This window comes from Salinicoccus kekensis, from assembly GCF_900220995.1.
Classification (GTDB): domain Bacteria; phylum Bacillota; class Bacilli; order Staphylococcales; family Salinicoccaceae; genus Lacicoccus; species Lacicoccus kekensis.
Genome location: NZ_OBQF01000007.1, coordinates 1 through 17,891 on the forward strand (window position 1 = coordinate 1; position 17,891 = coordinate 17,891).

Below are 17,891 nucleotides of genomic sequence, written 5' to 3' on the forward strand. Positions count from 1 at the left end.
AAACGGCTGCAGCGATATTGGACCGCATGGTCCACCATGTAAAGATTTTTAAAATCAAAGGTAAATCATACCGGATGAAACACACTTGAGCTTTCCTCCACAAATTACATTGCCAAAAACCTACATTTTTAGATTGCCGAAAACCTACAATTTTAAGTTGCCCTTGACAGTCATTAAGAAAGCACCTATTTATCTACCAAAAAAGTGAAATAATAGGTGCTTAAAACTATGTATTAAACTGATCCTTTACCGCTAATCACCTGAATGAATGTCATCCAAATTATTTTAAGATCTATCCAGAAGTTATGATTATCTACATACCATAAATCGTACTCAATTTTCTTGCCGTGGTTCATATCACTTCTGCCGTTCACTTGGGCCCAGCCTGTTATACCAGGCTTAACTTCCAAGCGTCTTTGCTGCTTCTGATCATAGTGTTGTGTAATCTGAATAATTTCTGGTCTCGGTCCGACTATACTCATATTGCCTTTAAGCACATTGAGTATTTGAGGCAACTCATCAATGGAATACTTTCTAATGACTTGCCCGATATTAGTTATATTCGGATTATTACCAGAGGCAGTCTTAAAAACAAAATCGTCCGGTACTCTTTCCTTCCAAGCCTCGTAAGGATTTTCATCATTATTAGCATGAGTGCCAATGACTTTATTATCAACTTTCATTGATCTGAACTTATACATCTCAAAAGGTTCATTATTTAAGCCACTTCTTTTTTGTTTAAACAATATAGGACCATTGTCTTCTTTTTTTATCTTATAGGAAGCATACACCAGAACAGGACTTACAGCTATTAGTGCAACAGCGCCTACACTAACGTCCAACACTCTTTTTGAAACTTTGTTCAATAGCTTCCTGAACGTTTTTGATTTTTTCTTTTTCTTCATCACTAAGCTCTGAGTCATTTTTGACACCTCCTATACCATTTGCAACACCTATCACTCTTGTAGGTTTCGAGATTCTGTCTATAATGATTTCTCCGTCCCGTCCCATGATGCCCCCAGCAACCACTATCTCACCATTAATAGTATCTGTTCCAATAATATTATCGAATTCAGAATTCAACCGAGAATTGATATAACCATCCATAATTTCCTGGGATTGCCGGACATCCAGTCTTCGGACCTCATGATTTGATTCTAGTGCTCTTTTTATAAACCCTTTGGAAAAATTACCAATGCCACCATCTAAACAAAGTGCATTATCATTCAATATTTCTAAATAAGATTTCCCAATCACTTTTTCTGAAGAAACAAATGAGACAAGGCAGTCCACTCTTGAATCACTGTCTCCATAGCAAATAAGATCAGGCTCGAAAGTGATTTGCTTCAATGCTTCAACACACACACTTATTTTTTTAGGATTACGACCAAACATATAAACTTTAGCACTTCTCTCAGAAAGCCTCAAAGCAAGTTTAGATGCTATATTACCTGTCCCATAAATTGCTATTGATTTACCTCTTAAATCCCTTTTGAAGTAATTCAAGATGGCTAAATCAGCTGCCTCCATAGTTAAATCATTAGGTTTATAGTCAAGAACAGTGAACGAGGTATCAAGGGCCTCATTGTACAGGGAGACCCCTTGTTTGCTTTCACAATCCGCTATGATTATTTCATCTTTGTCCAAACCGCTTAAAAATTCATCAAGCTTCATTTTAGAAGATATGAGAAAGTTGGAACTTTGATTACTTAAAATAATGCGATCAGGTAGTTGTAGGAATTCTGTATTATGTTTAGCAGTAGTACTAAGTACAGTAAATTTCAATTATGCCACCCTTTCGCTCTTTATTTAAATACTCTGTTTCTATATTATTTCCATAGTTAAATCATCAGGTCTATAATCAATTTTATTTTAATATCAATTCCATCATATTTTGAAGTTGTATCGAGAAAAGTAGAGTGTATTTCTAGTCACTCTGGCTAAGTGGATACATGCCAACCATTTTATCTTTATTTGATATTTGATATTTTCTTTTCATAAAATTGATCCATACTTTCCCAAATTAACTCATTAGAAAAGTTTTCTTTCACATACTTTCTACCTTTTTCTCCCATTTTTTGTTGAACATGAGTATTGTTGTAAAGATAGAGTGTCTTCTCTATCACATCATTAAGGTCGCCTTTTTCCACAATGAATCCTGTTTCATTATTGATTACTGTATCCCTAGCGCCAGTTACATTATAAGTTATAACTGGTGTTTTAGCTGCTTGAGCTTCTATACTGACATTGCCAAACCCTTCTCTAGCAGTCAGAAATAAAAAAACATCTATTAAATAATAATATTTACTCGTGTTCTCAACATGTTCTAGATAAATTATATTTTCATCGTTTAAAATAGCATTATAAGATTCAAGAGTAATAGGATCACCATCCTCAATACTTCCTACTAAAACCAATTGACAATCTATTCCTTGATTTCTTAAATGATTGAAGACATCTATTATATCATCTATACCTTTATCTCTGACAATTCTTCCTATATAACCAAGAGTAAATTTATTTTCATCGTAATTTTTTATACGAATACTGCTTTTATTTAAAGTTGAAGGAAAATCATTTAAATTAATACCGTTACTGCTACCATTCCCTAAAACAACTGTCTTATCTTTTTTTGCTAACTTTAGGTCGATCATTTCTTGTCTGATGCTTGGAGAAATACATAGTACATCAGTAGCTAGGGTGCAACATACTTTTTCCATTAACCATAGAATACTATATTTAAAACCTTTACTTGTTTGTAATTTTAAACCTCTCATAGTATATATTCTTATAGGAACACCGGTAAGGAAAGCAGCTGTTATACCTAAGAGACCAGCTTTAGGTGTGCCACTATTAACAATTAAAGGTTTTTTTTCTTTAAAAAGACCTATTATATTGCTTAAAGAAAGGAAATCTTTTTTTAAACTTATCTCTCTATTCATATCAATACGATATATTCTTTTAGTTTCATTATAATTATCGAGTTCTTTCCCATCACTAGTAAGTATGGAAGCCTTATAACCTCTTTTTATTAAATATTTAATTTGCCCTCTTAATAAAACTAAACTTTTAGGAACTGTCACTAAATGGATAACTTCTGTACGGTTAGTCGAACTCAATTCGTCACCTCTTTTAATAAGGCTTCAATAGTTAACATATTAATACACCAATATTTGTACTGAGATAATAACATGTCAATATATACTCCCTATGTAGTTATAATCTCCAGACAGATTGCCCAGTTTTTAATTCCTTATCTTCAATAATTCCTTTGATATCAAAGACTATTCCATTATCACTTAACAAACTTAAATATTCTTCTTTATTTTCTAAATAATCGTTGTGGGAAACTGCAAATACAAGAACATCACACTCTTCTAGCTGCTCTCTCTCTTTTAATTCAATTCCATAGAAACTCTTTGCTTCTTTAGGATCAGCTTCAACATCATTCACATTTACATTTATGCCGTATTCAAAGAGCTCTTTTATAATTTCAATCACTTTAGTATTTCTCAAATCCGGCGTATTTTCTTTAAAAGTAAGACCCAGAACATTTACTACTGATTCACTATCTAAAATGCCTTTCTTCAGCATTTTCTTTATAATTGTTGAGGCGACAAAAGTACTCATACCATCATTAATCCTTCTACCTGATAAAATGACTTCTGGATGATGTCCAAGCTCTTGTGCTTTATGAGTCAAATAATAAGGATCTACTCCAATGCAATGACCACCCACTAATCCAGGGGAAAATCTTAAGAAGTTCCATTTAGTGCCTGCAGCTTCGAGGACATCTTTCGTATTGATACCTGCTTTATCAAAAATCAAAGCAAGCTCATTCATTAAAGCAATATTGACATCTCGTTGAGTATTCTCAATTACTTTCGCTGCCTCAGCCACTTCTATTGTAGGAGCTTTATGCACACCTGCCTGAACAACAGAACTATAAACATCTGCCACAATATCTAAGACTTCAGGCGTTTGGCCGCTTACTACTTTAGTTATTGTTTCAAATGTATGTATTTTATCACCTGGATTAATACGTTCAGGAGAATACCCTACAAAGAAATCTTCTCCACTCTTTAAGCCAGAGAACTTCTCTAGCACTGGAACGCATTTTTCCATCGTTGCGCCTGGAAAAACGGTTGATTCATATACTACTATCGTATCTCTATTCATAGCGGAGCCGACTGACTCACTTGCTTTAATTAAAGGTGTTAAATCAGGTTGTTTATTCTCATTAATAGGTGTTGGAACTGCAACAATTATAAAGTCCGCTCTCTTTAAATCATTATTATCAGAGGTAAACGTTATATTTGTGTTCATTAGCTTCTCTGATGTCACCTCATTAGTGCGATCATAATGCTCTTTTAATTCATTTATCCGATGCTCATTTATGTCAAAGCCAATAACTTCATGATGATTCCCGAAAGAAACTGCCACCGGTAAACCCACATATCCCAGACCAACTACTGCAATTTTTCTATTCACTGCTCATTCCACCTTTATTTACAATTTAATATTATAATATTCTAGATACCAATCTATAAAATTATCTACACCATCCTGAATATTAGTTTCTGGTTTAAAATTAATATTATTGTACAAGTCCTCAACATTAGCATATGTTTCAGGTACATCACCAGGTTGCAAGTCCATGAAATTTTTCTTTGACTTTTTTCCTAGTCTTTTTTCAATAGCTTCTATAAACTCCATCAGTCTTACTGGAGCATTATTTCCTATATTATAAACTTTGTAAGGCGCATAACTGGAAGATGGGTCAGGGTTAGCACCCGTCCACTCTGGATTCGATTGAGCAGGTTTATCCACTAATTTAGTTATTGCCTCCACGATATCTTCTACGTAAGTGAAATCTCTCATCATATTACCGTGATTGTATACGTCGATAGGTTCATCATTGACAATCGCTTTAGTAAATTTGAATAAAGCCATATCCGGTCTTCCCCAAGGTCCATAAACTGTAAAAAATCTCAATCCAGTTGTAGGTAAGTTATACAGATGGCTGTATGTGTGCGCCATTAATTCATTAGCTTTTTTGGTTGCTGCATAAAGACTTAAAGGATGATCAATATTATCTGAAGTAGAAAATGGTTTTGTCGTATTTGCTCCATATACTGAACTGGAAGAAGCGTAAATTAACTGCTTTACATTATAATGCCTACATCCTTCCAAAATACTTGTAAAACCATTTATATTACTTGAAATATATGCGTGTGGATTTTCTAAACTATATCTTACCCCAGCTTGTGCTGCCAAGTTGATTACTATATCAGGGTTTTCCTTTTTAAATACTTTGTCTATTTCTTCTGAATCTTCTAAATTAATTCGATAATTTATAATCTCATTGTTTAAAAAATATTTCAATCTATCTTCTTTTAACTTTACTGAATAATAGTCATTCATATTATCTATTCCGACTATTTCATGATTCTTTCTTTTGAGACTTTTTGCCAAATGAGAACCGATAAAACCACCTAGCCCTGTTATTAAAATCTTCATATACTTCTACCACCATTCTTTTTCTTTTTTAATAGATAAAAAGCTATGTAACCTATAGGAAACATGAGTATATTTTGAAGTCTTTGAGAACAACTATCTGCTTCTAATTGAGGATGATTTTTCGACATGATTTTTGTAATATTATAGTGTATTGAGTTTTTCAATTTTAGGTGAAGTTTAGGTATCATGTTATGAATCATCTTACGATAATAAGTATAATTCTCAGGAGCATTAAAATATTTGCTTCTTATATTAAAACTGATTCCATCAGGTAAATATTCTACGATTTTTATTGGCTCATTTATACAATAGAAATCATAATCTTGACTGAGAATATAATGTTGATAAGTCGGTGGCATATGTTTATTATTTTTAAAAGTAATAAAAGGATGCTCCTGTATGATATCAGTTTTAAATATAAAACACTTATCCCCTTTTATTTTGTCCCGATATATTAAATCAATCCAGTTTTTTATTTCCTGATGCGGAAGCTCAGTACCTAAAATTTCACCTTTATCATTTTGATCTGTAAATATAATCCCGCACAATTTCTGATTGTTCATAACTCTTTCATAGTATGCGGAAATTTGTTCCAATGCATTAGGCGCCAGCCAATCATCACTATCCAAACACATAAATAGCTTTTTGGTCGCAATATCTTGGCCTTTATTTAAAGCTATGTGTTTCCCTTGATTCTCTTGGTATATATATTTAATAGGAAATTTATTCTCTTTTTTAAATTCTTCTACCAATTCTTTTGTATTATCAGTAGAACCATCATCTACAATAATCCACTCAAAATCTTCATGCTCCTGCCTAACTAGAGAACAATACACACGATTCAACGTATAACCTCTATTAAATGTAGGTGTACATATACTGATCATTTTGATGCTCCTCTTATTGCAGTTATAAATTCTTGATAAACGTCTCGTTTTTCTACACTTTGCTTTTCTTTTTCTAGATTTTTACTTAAATTACTTCTTAATTCTTGGTTGTTTAAAAGCTTGTATATGCCATTTGCTAGAGATTCCGCATTTAAATCTGTTATTATTCCTGTCACTCCTTGATGAAGCTGTTCTTGAACTGTTGGAAAATTGGTACTCACAATGGGTACTTGGTAATATTTCGCTTCATCTAAAGTATTAGATTTACCTTCGAACTTTGATGGATGAACTAGAGCATCACTATTCCTTAATATTTCACCTGTGTTAAAAACAAAACCTTTTAGTAAAATATATTTATCAAGCTTATATTTTTTTATTTCTTTAGCAATGTAATTTTTCATAGGTCCTTCTCCATAAATAAACCATGTAAAATCCACATTTTTCTCTTTAAGTATCCTTGCTGCTCCAATCAAAAGGTCAAAGCCTTTGTCCTTATCTAATCTACTTATAGTCACTAAAATATACTCATCTTTTTTTTCAAAATAATGAAATTTATTTTTTATATTGCTATACATTTTAAACGGCAAAGCATTGTAAAAAGTTATACATTTAAAGGCTTGTTCTGGAAATAATTCTGAAAATTTTTCAGTACATTTATTTGATACTGATAAAACTCTATTTAATTCATTAAAATAATATTCATCAATCTGTAAATTTCTTCTTAAATTTTGATATTCAGTTCTTACCCATCCAACCTTATATTTTGACCTAACAAAATCAACTATATACATCATTGAATGACCACCTGAAGCCCCAACCGCCAAATCATATTTATCAGAACATTCCTGTTTCAAAGAATCTTTATTTTGTTTCCAAAATTCTTGCTTTACCGTAGTAAATGATTTTCTTTTTAAAATAGTTTTGATAATTGTAGAGATAGCCCGGTAAGAAAGCTTAGGATTTTTTAAGAAAGTTTTAACAATATTTGATAATACTCCTCTTTTTTCCATCATGAGTAAGTTTACTTCGGTGCTTCCCGTTCTCAAATTTACATTTTTAGGTAAATATTTTTTAAGTGGAGTTTGTCCGTTTAGTACTAATAAATCTATTTCACTATCTTCTGGGAAATTATGTAATAGTGAAAGTAAACTTTTTTGAGGACCTCCTATGTTAAAGTTATTTAATACAAATAAAATTTTCATAATTAAATCACACAGCTTTCTTCGCTCTTAATCTTAAATTTACAAGAATGTTCTATTAGCTTTGTTTAATAATTTTAGCAGGGTTTCCTGCCACTACTGAATTGGTCTTTACATCATGAATAACTAAAGAACCTGCCCCAATTATAGCGTTATCTCCTACTTCTACGCCTCCTATTACTGTAGCATTAGCTCCAATAAATACATTATTACCGATTTGAGGAGTACCACTTTCCCCTCGCCCTCCAATAGTAACACCTTGATAGATCCTACAATAACTACCAATTTTAGCATTAGGATGTACTACAACACCTAGTCCACTATGAACAAAAACTGTGTCCTTTCCTATACTTACATTCTTCGGTATATCACAGGAAAATATTATTCTATTAACTTTATTTATAACATCAGGTAAAATAGGAATTTTTAATAAATGTAGCTTAAACATTAAATTAACCATTTTGTTCATCAAAGTTTTCTTCATAGTTTTATACCCCTTTTAAATCTTTTATGACTACTCTTGGCCAATACCAATTATTAAATATTAATTGGACGAAAAGTATTGGAAATATTATTGAATATATTGAAGGATTTATATTTAGTAATACAATTTGAATTAATACCGTCACTAATGCACTTATTAAAAAGGATTTATAGTAAGGCAAAGTATTCTTAGTAGAAAGTAATGTAACAAATATATTTTGGTTATTATATAAAAATCTATACATTATTATGATAATTAGAATATGCAAAGGTAACAATTCTTGGTTAGATGCAATGACACCTAATATCATGTCACCAAATATTAAGAAACTGATAAAAGCTAATATATTTATAAAGTAATTAATAGCTACTGACTTCTTGAAGAGATTCAATATTTCCTTATTTTGTCCTTTGACTCTATAATAATTAAATTTAGAAAGATAGGTATTATAGTAACTATTAGAAATAGTTAGTATTAAAGTTATAATTTGACTAACTAAACCGAATTTACCACTAAATTCTAAACTTAAAAAATAAGAAGATAATAAAATTGGGAAATTTAAAATAAGATAGTTAGATACCGACACTACTCCAGCTTTGAAAGTATTAGGTAATAAAGATCGAATAATATTTTTTTGGAATTTAGGTTTAATTTTGCCTTTCAAAATTGAAGTTCTTTTATGAAACTTATAAAAGAACTTTGACAGTATTATTCTGTTAACTATAACCGAAATAAAGTATGCAATTGAAACTCCTAAAATTCCATAGCCTAAGAATAAAAATAAGATGGATAATAATAATTGTGTGAATTTTGCTATAATCAGCGTTTGATTATAATATTTAATAGCTCCTATCCCTTTTAAAAATGAATTCCAAAATGAGAAAGCAATATTTAATATTATTGCAGTCATATACAATGTCCAAGATATTAAAACGATTAATATATCCAACTCATCTATAGAAACTTTGACAATATAAAACGTACCAATAGTAGATAAAACTATTAGAATTATAATACCCATAATATAATAAATAAATTTAATGTTCGAGAGAAGTTTTATAAAAAAACTTTCATTAAATGAATTTTCCTCTTTTACTACATCATAGCCTAAAGACTTAACAGTATCAGCCCCTGACCAAACATAACTTACATGTCTGGAAACAGTGCTCTGAAACCCAAAATCGATTAGCATCGCTAATCCATATAGAGCCGTAAAAGTGTACCACAAGCCTAATTCATTCGGAGTAAGAAAAAAAAGAACAAAAGGTAGCAAGATAGCATTAATCCCTTGAACTAATATATGACTAACATACCCCCAAATTACATCTTTCCTTCCAATATTCATTTTCTCATTCTCCCTTTATTAACTATTAAACTATTTATAAAAAATATCAACAGTAATATAAAGACTTGATTAGTAAGAAAAGCAAGTAAGTTTGTAAAGTTTACCATCATAAATAATCCAATTCTTAAAGTGGCAAATATGTATATATACTTTAAGAAGATGTTCTTTTCATTTTTAGATTTCTTATCTAAAACCATCATAATTAATAATATAATTAAACTAAATATTGGAGCCAGTATGAAACCAAAATACAAGTAGCCTTGACCTATCATTGGTAAGATTTGATCACGAGCTAATCCACCATTGTAAAAGACCACATTGAACATTTCTAAAGCACTTATATCGCTATCGAAAAAAGAATTTATTAACACTACACTGCGAAATATATCATTCATAATTGAATCAATTTTAAATGATGGGTAAAAATCACTTGTTTGTACAGCTATGGCTACATTAGTGATACCTGAAAAGTATAATTGTAGGTTCATATTTAAATCACCTAAGATATCAGTGACAGTACTAGCCTCAGATGCAAAAGTTCTGTCTTTTAATAAAGTTGATATAATTAAGAATAATGTGATAGCAATTGTAGATAAAGTACTTACTATCTTGCGGTGATTTTTATATAATACGTAAACTATAAACAAGCCAGAAATCAAAGGTAAAATAGTACTAAATCTACTTGTACCAACTATAAAAGAAGATATAAAAATAACTATTAATAGCGAATAAAAAAGATATAATGAGCTGTTTGTTTTTTGATATTTTTTATAAAAAACGTTTATAAATGATATAATTACAACTAGTGACCCCAATTGTAATAAAAGCGGAACTATTGATAAGACCTCAATACCCATATCCTTGCTCTCTAATTGGTCTGCAGTAAAGACAAAAGTATATCTGTTTAATAATTCGGGATAAATCATTATTAATCCAAAACAAAATAATAGGTACATCCACCCTGTCACATTATAACTTATCTCTATATTAGGTGTGTTTTTACTTGAATAAAAGTATCGATTAAAAAGTGAAAAGAATATGAATATTAGAACCATCTCATATAACATGAGATTTACGGCAATGCTATAGTTGTTGACATTAGCCAGCATATTCGTGGCCACATTAGTTCCGTCAATTGTTGTGAAAAATGGAGATAGTACGTACCTAATAAACATACATATATTTAATGCTAAAACACCTAAGTAACCAAATATATACTTGGTTATAGAGGGGAAAAAAGCTATTAAAATCCCATAAATTAGTGGTATTAAAAACAATGTATAAGGGACACTATTATTATTTAAAAAAACTATTACTGAGGTAATCACCCCGCATAAAAAAAGAACTATTCTTATAAGTGAGTTAACTTTTATTTGCATAGAGTATTAAATCCTTTTTATCGAAATTGTTGAGCAAACTTTCTACTAAATCATCTATCTCTGCTTTTTCAATTAAAATAGTTTTCCCCCGGTAAATTTTTTCATACGCTTGTTCTGGATGGATCTCATCTTCACCCAAGAGTTCTTCATATAACTTTTCTCCTGGTCTAATACCTGTAAATTTTATTCCTATTTCATCTTCTCTAAAACCACTAAATTTAATCATATTACGAGCTAAATCTACTATCTTAATTGGTTCTCCCATGTCTAATACAAATACTTCTCCGCCTTGGGCCAACGTCCCTGCTTGAATCACAAGTCTTGAAGCTTCAGGGATAGTCATAAAATACCTTGTCATTCTTTCATCTGTTACAGTAATTGGCCCGCCAGCTTCTATCTGCTTTCTAAACTTTGGGATTACTGATCCACGGCTCCCAAGTACATTTCCAAACCTCACCGCAACTAAAGTAGTGTCCTGATTTTCGCCATTTAACGCTTGGATCATCATTTCCGCAAGCCGCTTTGTTGCTCCCATGACATTCGGAGGATTTACCGCCTTATCCGTAGATATCAAGACAAATTTTTCTGATTTAAACTCAACTGCTGCTTCAGCAGTATTCTTTGTTCCGATGATATTGTTCTTCACAGCTTCCTGTGGGTTATACTCCATCAAAGGTACATGCTTATGTGCAGCTGCATGATATACAACGTGCGGCTTATACTCTTCAAACACTTCAAATATTCTTTCACGGTCCTGTACATCCGCTATGATGGGTACGTACTCAACGCTGTTTTTATAAGATTTAACCTCTTCGAGAATCGTGTAAATACTGTTCTCACCATGTCCGACAAGTACAACTTTCCTCGGCTGGAACTTCGTTATCTGTCTGACGATTTCAGAACCGATACTTCCACCTGCTCCAGTGACAAGTATGACTTTATCCTGAACCTGATCTTCAATGCCTTTCGTATCCAGTTCCACTGGTTCCCGTCCGAGCAAGTCTTCCACTTCGACTTTTTTCAAGTCGTTCACTTCCACACTGCCCGACATCACATCATCAATATTCGGCATAATCATCACTTCCACACCTTCAGCTGCAGACAAGTTATGGATATCGTTCAACTCGCTCTTACTTAATGAAGGAATTGCGATGACCACTTTTTCTACTTCATATTTTTTTATTAAACGTTGGATATCATTTCTGTCACCTTCGACCCTTACCCTAGGCGCGAGTTCCATCCTTTGTTTCGCCGGTTCATCATCCACTGCTACAATCGGAATCATATCCATTTGAGGCGTATCCAGCATCTGTTTCACCAACATGGCTCCGCCACGTCCAGCGCCTACAATCATCGTTCGTTTTTTATTCTTATATCTATCTTTTTCTTCTTTGCCGACTATATTACTTCTAGCCACACGCCATGATAGCCTTGAACCGCCTATCAACAGAAGATGCATCATCCATGTGATAATCATTAACCTTGTAAACGACGTCTGGAAAAATATCATCGTCAATATGTATGTAACTATTATTGACGCCGTCACTGCTTTCGCAATCGACATCAGTTCCCTGACACTCGCATACTCCCACGCTCTATGATATAAGTTGAAAACATAAGCAAAGACATGATGACTGATAAGGAGAGTAATGGAGACACCGACAAGCACCGGCCATGTATACTCCAGGAAAAACGGGGCCAAAATATAGTAGCCTAAAAATACGGAAAAAGTCACTATCAGCGAGTCAATCACCAACAGTAATATGTAACGTCCTCTTGCACCCAATCCACAAACCTTCTTTCTAGAATCTTCGAATAATATTACCATCCAGTAGTTTTAATTCATTTTTTCATTTAGCTTATACTATAACATAATATTTGTAAGATATTGCCGGATTCTTAAAATTTTATCACACTCTTAACATTAGAATTTTCTTAAAACGCTTCCACATCTTATCTATATTATATAAATAACTATCTATTCAGAACATGGCTTTTCAAAAATGAAAATGGTACAGTCCTTTTTGACTGTACCATATATACTACTTCTCATTAAACACTAGAATGGGAAGCTATTCAAATTAATATCGTAAACCACCGGCAGAGCCAGATAGGTGAAACCGACAATGATGATCAATGCAATGATATTCAAGCCGAAGCCGGCCTTCGCCATCTCCTGGATTGATATCTTACCCGTACCGAAGACGATGGCGTTCGGTGGTGTACCCACCGGCAACATGAACGCACAGTTCGCAGCCATCGCTGCAGGAAGCATCAGCGCCAGTGGATGGACATCCACAGCCATAGCAAGACCTGCCAGCACCGGAAGGATCATCGTTGCGGTTGCTGTATTCGACGTGAATTCCGTCAGGAACAGGATCATCAGTGCGACGATTGCAATCATGAGTATAATCGGCATGCCTTCAATATTCGCAAGCAAGTCACCGAGCCACGCATCTACACCCGTCTCAACAATTGCCGCTGCAAGTGCCAGACCGCCACCGAAGAGCAGTAGCACACCCCAAGGCAGGTCTTTTGAAACCGACCAGTCGAGTATGCGGCCGTCCTTCCTTTTCGTCGGGATGAGGAACAGGAGCACAGCTGCAATCATCGCAATTGAACCGTCCGTCAGCATCTCCAGGAATGTAAAGTGTTCGAATACGAATCCGCGGAGTATCCACATAGATGCCGCGAAGAGGAATATCGCAAGTACCCATTTCTCCTCTTTCGTTGTCTTGCCGAGCGCTTCATACTCCTGATTGATGATTTTCTTGCCGCCAGGCAGTTCCTTCAAATCATGTTTAAATGCGAAATAAGTCATATAGACCCATGCAATCGCAAGCAGGATGATGACCGTCGGCACACCGATCAGCATATACTGTGCAAAGCTCATGTCATAGCCGAACAGTTCGTTCATCTGACCCGCAAGTATGATGAGCGGCGGCGTACCGATTAGTGTACCGAGACCCCCGATTGTGCCTGCGTAACCGATTCCAAGAACGAGCTGCTTTTCGAACTTCGTCACGTCACCGCCATGCTCCTCGGTCGTGAGCGCGTGCGCCTCCTTGATGATCGCAAGACCGATCGGAATCATGATCATCACCGCTGCAGTGTTCGATACGAACATTGAAAGTAGCGCTGTCGCAATCATAAAGCCAAGCATGATTGTGGCAGATGTCGTTCCGATCGCACGGATAATCGTAAGTGCGACCCTAGTATGTAAGTTCCATTTTTCCATCGCAACTGCGAGCAGGAAGCCGCCGAGGAACAAGAATATGATGTCGGCTCCGTACGCACCAGACACCGTACCGCTGTCCATCACGCCGCCCATAGGGAACAGGAACAACGGCAGAAGTGAAGTCGCCGGGATCGGTATGGCTTCGGTCATCCACCATGTCGCAATCCATAACGCAGATGCAACGACGAAGACGCCGCTCTGGTCCAGCCCTTCCGTATCGAGGAACAACAATGTCAATATGAACAACAGCGGACCGAGGATCAATCCGATCATCTGGAGTTTATTATATGAAGGGTAGCCGGAATACTCTTCCGGTTTGTTCTCCACCGCCTTCTTCATATCCTCCGAACTGAAGAACTTCAAAAGTGACTTCGTACGCCGGGATTCCCGCCATACATTGTCATAACTTTTCTTCACGAAAGACGAATCTTTTTCGCCGAATTTTCTGAAATTTGAATCATGTTTGCGCTTACTCAAAACCGTTTCCTCCCTTATCAATAAAAGTACAATGAGATGAATTTAACATATACAGAATATTTAAGCTATAGTCATTTTTACTCTTTTATATGCCTCTTTTACACCTTTGGAGTTTTGGGTATAGGAGTTGTATTAGCTGAAGGTTAATTCAATCTTTCACGTCAGTGCGGCATGCATGTTTCTTTTGTATATATCCATGCACAATCTGATAAAATGGCAGTGAGATTGAATTTGAAATCGTCCAAAATCAGGAGGTTGATTTTTAATGGAAACATTATTCAAAGCATTGGAAGAGGAATTCGATAATATGGTGGATTTCCGCCGGGATATGCATATGTATCCGGAGCTCTCCCACCATGAGGAAAAGACACCGGAGAAGATTGCACAGTTCTATAAGGATCTCGGTCTTGAAGATGTACGGACGAAAGTCGGCGGACGCGGTGTCGTTGCGACATTAGAAGGCGGCAAGCCCGGCAAGACGGTCGCGCTTCGTGCAGACTTCGATGCCCTGCCGATCCAGGACGCCAAAGATGTCGAGTACAAATCAAAAATTGACGGTGTGATGCACGCTTGCGGACACGACGTCCACACATCAACACTGCTCCACGTCGCAAAAGTGCTGTTCCAGAACAAGGAAGAAATGCCCGGCAAGGTCGTCTTCCTGCATCAGTTCGCGGAGGAAGTGATCCCGGGCGGCGCGAAATTCATGATCGAGGACGGCTGCCTTGACGGGGTTGACGCCGTATTCGGCGCACACGTCATCTCCACCATGCCGTTCGGCAAAGCCGGTGCACTGCCGGGTGCAGCCATGGCAAGCGGGGACACTTTTGAAATCACCGTGCAGGGCAAGGGCGGACATGCCGGCATGCCGCAGCACAACAAAGATCCGCTGACCGTTGCGACTACTTTGTTCCAAAGCTTGCAGACAATCGTGAGCCGTGACACAGATCCACTCAATTCAGGTGTAGTATCCGTTACGACATTCAACACCGGTCAGCCAAACTTCAACGTCATCCCGGACAAAGTCGAACTGAAGGGCACCGTACGTACGCTGGATGATGAGACGCGTGATAATGCAGAGGAACGAATCAAGCAGCTCACTAAAGGCATCGCCGATGCCTACGGCATGAGTGCGGAAGTAAATTATACGCGGGGCTACCCTGTCGTCGTAAATGACGATGATGAGACTGTCCGCATTTTGGAAGTGCAGCGTCAGGTCATGGGTGAAGAGAACGTCATCGACATCAAGCCGCAGACCAGCATGGAGGACTTCGGTTACTACCTGCAGGAGCGTCCGGGCTGTTTCTTCATCGTCGGTGGTACGATGGAAGACAAGGATGATGTCTATCCGCACCACCATCCGAACTTCGATGTGGATGAGCGCGCCATGATCAATATCGGCAAGATCTTTATCGCCACTGTGTTTGATTACAACGGTGAAGAAAAATAAGCTGGTAGAGACAATTTAAAAGATGAGGACAAAAGAAACCCGTGCGTCATACTCCTAGGGGAAAAGCATCTGCGCGAGACTCTCACCTCACGCGATGCCCCAGGAAAGATGACGCACGGGTTTCAGTTTAATTCATTTCTCTTTTTTCGAAAGCTTCCTTCAACAGTTCGAACGATTTGATCTTATCTTCAATGGAATACGTATTGGTGGAAATCATGATTTCATCGGCTTGAGCTTCACGTGCAAGGTCCCTCAACCTGGAGGCGACTTCGTCTCCTGTCCCGGTGAGCATGTTATCCAGTCGCTTCTCCACGTTTTCCTGCTCTTCAGCAGTAAGTTCAAAGTTTTTCGCACCTTCCACACTCGGAAGGCTGTCATTCTCGCTGCTTTCACCGAATGACCGTTCCTTTTCGATACCCCAGATGAGTGTGCTCATCGCAATATCTCTTGCCTGCTCATCACTTTTCGCAACGAATGCAGTGACGGTCACCATCACCAGCGGTTTCTGTCCTTCACTTCTCGGTTTGAAATTATACCTGTACGTATCAAGCACTTCCTGCATATCGCCGGCATTCGACATGAAATAGCCGAAGCAGTAGTTTATGCCAAGCTTCCCTGCCAGTTCTGCACTCTTTACACTCGTGCCGAGCATCCACACTTCAGGCGGAGGATCCGCAAGCGGACTCATCTTCAGCTTATTATCGTGGTTGTCGTGATGGATGTAGCCCATGAGCTCAGAAACACGCTCCTCATTCGCATACACATTCTTCAAGTACTCTTTATTCAGCGCCTCCGTTGCCTCGGCAGGACCACCCGGCGCACGTCCCAGACCGAGGTCTACCCGGCGGGGGAAAAGTGTTCCGAGCGTATGGTAATTCTCCGCCACCTTATACGGGCTGTAGTACGGGATGAGCGTCGCACCCGAGCCGATCCTGATTTCCTCCGTCCTGCTGCCGATGGCGGCAAGCGTCACTTCCGGGGTGCTTGAGGCGAAGCCCGTCATCGCATGGTGCTCGGCGAGCCAAAACCTCGAATAGCCGAGCCGCTCACCTTCCATGGCGAGCCGTATCGCATTCTGGAGGGCATCACTCGCCGTACTCCCTTTGGAGATGGGTGCCTGATCCAATATGCCGAGCTTCATATTATGCACCGATGTTCCCGACGTTTTTGAACGTCACCGTATATTCATCCGCCGTCTCATTGTCTTCCGCTTCATACAGATTCACGATGCCGCTGTAGAAGTTGATGATCTCACCGCGGAATGCGAGGTTCTTCTCCGGCACTTCCACATCGAGCGTCCCTTCATACAGAAGGCCCGCCGTCTCACTGTAGACATCCTTCGTCACATTGAACGACACCGTGATCTCCTCGACATCCCTTGCACCCGACTTCACACCTTCTGCGAAAATCGGTTTGTCCTTATAATCCGTCAGTTCAATCTCTTTGCCGTTCAGTCTTATCTTTTCTGCCATTTCCTCTTCACTCTCACTTATGATTGTCTGTTTTCGATTTCCTGGATGGATACGCTCGTGACAAGGTTCGGGTTGACCAGGAGCCTCTGCCCGCCCCCGAGATCCACGTTGATGAACTGCGAGTTGTCGATCGACCTTGAAAACACCCCGATCAAGCCTTCCACCGCTTCAGGATGTGCGATTTCCGTCGACTCACCGCCGACCATGTGCAAAGTCACCATTTTCTGCGTCATGATTATTCCTCCTTATATCTTCTTATACTATTCATAATACACTTTAAGAGGTCTTGTGAAACTTGAGGGGACTTATCATGTGGATAGGGTTTTTATTTTAATAATTATTAAGGGTTCATAAATTGGTATAGTTCGCGGCCTAATTTTTTATATGTGGAGTAAATATACTTTTTTTGGTATTTTCGTTAAGTTTTTTCACAATTGTTT

17 protein-coding genes are annotated in these 17,891 nt (G+C 37.0%); 2 read left to right on the forward strand and 15 right to left on the reverse strand.

Translation table 11 applies throughout. From position 1 onward, the window contains the following. Nucleotides 1-17: 17 nt before the first annotated feature. Nucleotides 18-89, forward strand: coding sequence for an ATP-binding protein (locus tag CRN96_RS13510; RefSeq protein ID WP_425442529.1), 72 nt, complete (start codon nt 18-20; stop codon nt 87-89). A 144-nt stretch (nt 90-233) separates the two neighbouring features. Here CRN96_RS13510 and CRN96_RS12015 read toward each other — a convergent pair whose 3' ends face one another. The 12 genes from CRN96_RS12015 to CRN96_RS12070 form a co-directional block, all read right to left on the reverse strand. Next, a complete protein-coding gene (locus tag CRN96_RS12015; RefSeq protein WP_097042797.1) occupies nt 234-866 on the reverse strand; it encodes a sugar transferase in 633 nt (210 codons plus the stop codon). After that, on the reverse strand, nt 832-1,785 hold the full coding sequence (locus CRN96_RS12020; RefSeq protein ID WP_097042527.1) for a hypothetical protein: 954 nt from the start codon (nt 1,783-1,785) through the stop codon (nt 832-834). The genes CRN96_RS12015 and CRN96_RS12020 overlap by 35 nt, the downstream gene beginning before the upstream one ends. 185 nt (nt 1,786-1,970) lie before the next feature. Then, the gene (locus tag CRN96_RS12025) at nt 1,971-3,119 is read right to left on the reverse strand and encodes a glycosyltransferase family 4 protein (protein ID WP_097042529.1); all 1,149 of its coding nucleotides are present in this window, start codon (nt 3,117-3,119) and stop codon (nt 1,971-1,973) included. Nucleotides 3,120-3,216: 97 nt separating this feature from the next. Further along, a complete protein-coding gene (locus tag CRN96_RS12030) occupies nt 3,217-4,491 on the reverse strand; it encodes a nucleotide sugar dehydrogenase (RefSeq protein WP_097042531.1) in 1,275 nt (424 codons plus the stop codon). A gap of 18 nt (nt 4,492-4,509) precedes the next feature. Continuing rightward, entirely contained in the window at nt 4,510-5,520 is a 1,011-nt protein-coding gene (locus tag CRN96_RS12035; RefSeq protein ID WP_097042533.1) for an NAD-dependent epimerase, read from the reverse strand. Beyond that, on the reverse strand, nt 5,517-6,407 hold the full coding sequence (locus CRN96_RS12040) for a glycosyltransferase family 2 protein (protein WP_097042535.1): 891 nt from the start codon (nt 6,405-6,407) through the stop codon (nt 5,517-5,519). Before CRN96_RS12040 ends, CRN96_RS12035 begins: the two co-directional genes overlap by 4 nt. Continuing rightward, complete coding sequence (locus tag CRN96_RS12045) at nt 6,404-7,609, reverse strand: glycosyltransferase (RefSeq protein WP_097042537.1); 1,206 nt, start codon at nt 7,607-7,609, stop codon at nt 6,404-6,406. Before CRN96_RS12045 ends, CRN96_RS12040 begins: the two co-directional genes overlap by 4 nt. A 55-nt stretch (nt 7,610-7,664) precedes the next feature. Next, nucleotides 7,665-8,090: a serine O-acetyltransferase gene (locus CRN96_RS12050; RefSeq protein ID WP_097042539.1), complete on the reverse strand. Its 426-nt coding sequence runs from the start codon at nt 8,088-8,090 to the stop codon at nt 7,665-7,667. A 4-nt stretch (nt 8,091-8,094) separates the two neighbouring features. Continuing rightward, nucleotides 8,095-9,435 (reverse strand): O-unit flippase-like protein, encoded by a 1,341-nt coding sequence (wzx, locus tag CRN96_RS12055; RefSeq protein ID WP_097042541.1) that lies wholly within the window; start codon nt 9,433-9,435, stop codon nt 8,095-8,097. Next, a complete protein-coding gene (locus CRN96_RS12060) occupies nt 9,432-10,814 on the reverse strand; it encodes an O-antigen polymerase (RefSeq protein ID WP_097042543.1) in 1,383 nt (460 codons plus the stop codon). Before CRN96_RS12060 ends, wzx begins: the two co-directional genes overlap by 4 nt. Next, nucleotides 10,798-12,642 carry a polysaccharide biosynthesis protein gene (locus tag CRN96_RS12065; protein WP_179647217.1) on the reverse strand — a complete coding sequence of 615 codons (1,845 nt, stop codon included), beginning with the start codon at nt 12,640-12,642 and terminating at the stop codon, nt 10,798-10,800. Before CRN96_RS12065 ends, CRN96_RS12060 begins: the two co-directional genes overlap by 17 nt. A 231-nt stretch (nt 12,643-12,873) precedes the next feature. Then, nucleotides 12,874-14,391, reverse strand: a complete 1,518-nt coding sequence (locus tag CRN96_RS12070) for an SLC13 family permease (protein WP_097042799.1) — start codon at nt 14,389-14,391, stop codon at nt 12,874-12,876. Between the two features lie 403 nt (nt 14,392-14,794). Here CRN96_RS12070 and CRN96_RS12075 point away from each other — a divergent pair, with 403 nt between their 5' ends. Continuing rightward, nucleotides 14,795-15,979, forward strand: coding sequence for an amidohydrolase (locus CRN96_RS12075; RefSeq protein ID WP_097042548.1), 1,185 nt, complete (start codon nt 14,795-14,797; stop codon nt 15,977-15,979). A 127-nt stretch (nt 15,980-16,106) separates the two neighbouring features. Here the strand turns inward: CRN96_RS12075 and CRN96_RS12080 are convergent, their stop codons facing one another. From CRN96_RS12080 to CRN96_RS12090, 3 genes are read right to left on the reverse strand one after another with little or no spacing between them, the layout of a single operon-like run. After that, nucleotides 16,107-17,120, reverse strand: coding sequence for an LLM class flavin-dependent oxidoreductase (locus CRN96_RS12080; RefSeq protein WP_097042550.1), 1,014 nt, complete (start codon nt 17,118-17,120; stop codon nt 16,107-16,109). 1 nt (nt 17,121) lies between these two features. Beyond that, nucleotides 17,122-17,451, reverse strand: coding sequence for a DUF3219 family protein (locus tag CRN96_RS12085; protein WP_097042552.1), 330 nt, complete (start codon nt 17,449-17,451; stop codon nt 17,122-17,124). A 17-nt stretch (nt 17,452-17,468) separates the two neighbouring features. Beyond that, complete coding sequence (locus tag CRN96_RS12090; RefSeq protein ID WP_097042555.1) at nt 17,469-17,684, reverse strand: hypothetical protein; 216 nt, start codon at nt 17,682-17,684, stop codon at nt 17,469-17,471. Between the last annotated feature and the right edge of the window lie 207 nt (nt 17,685-17,891).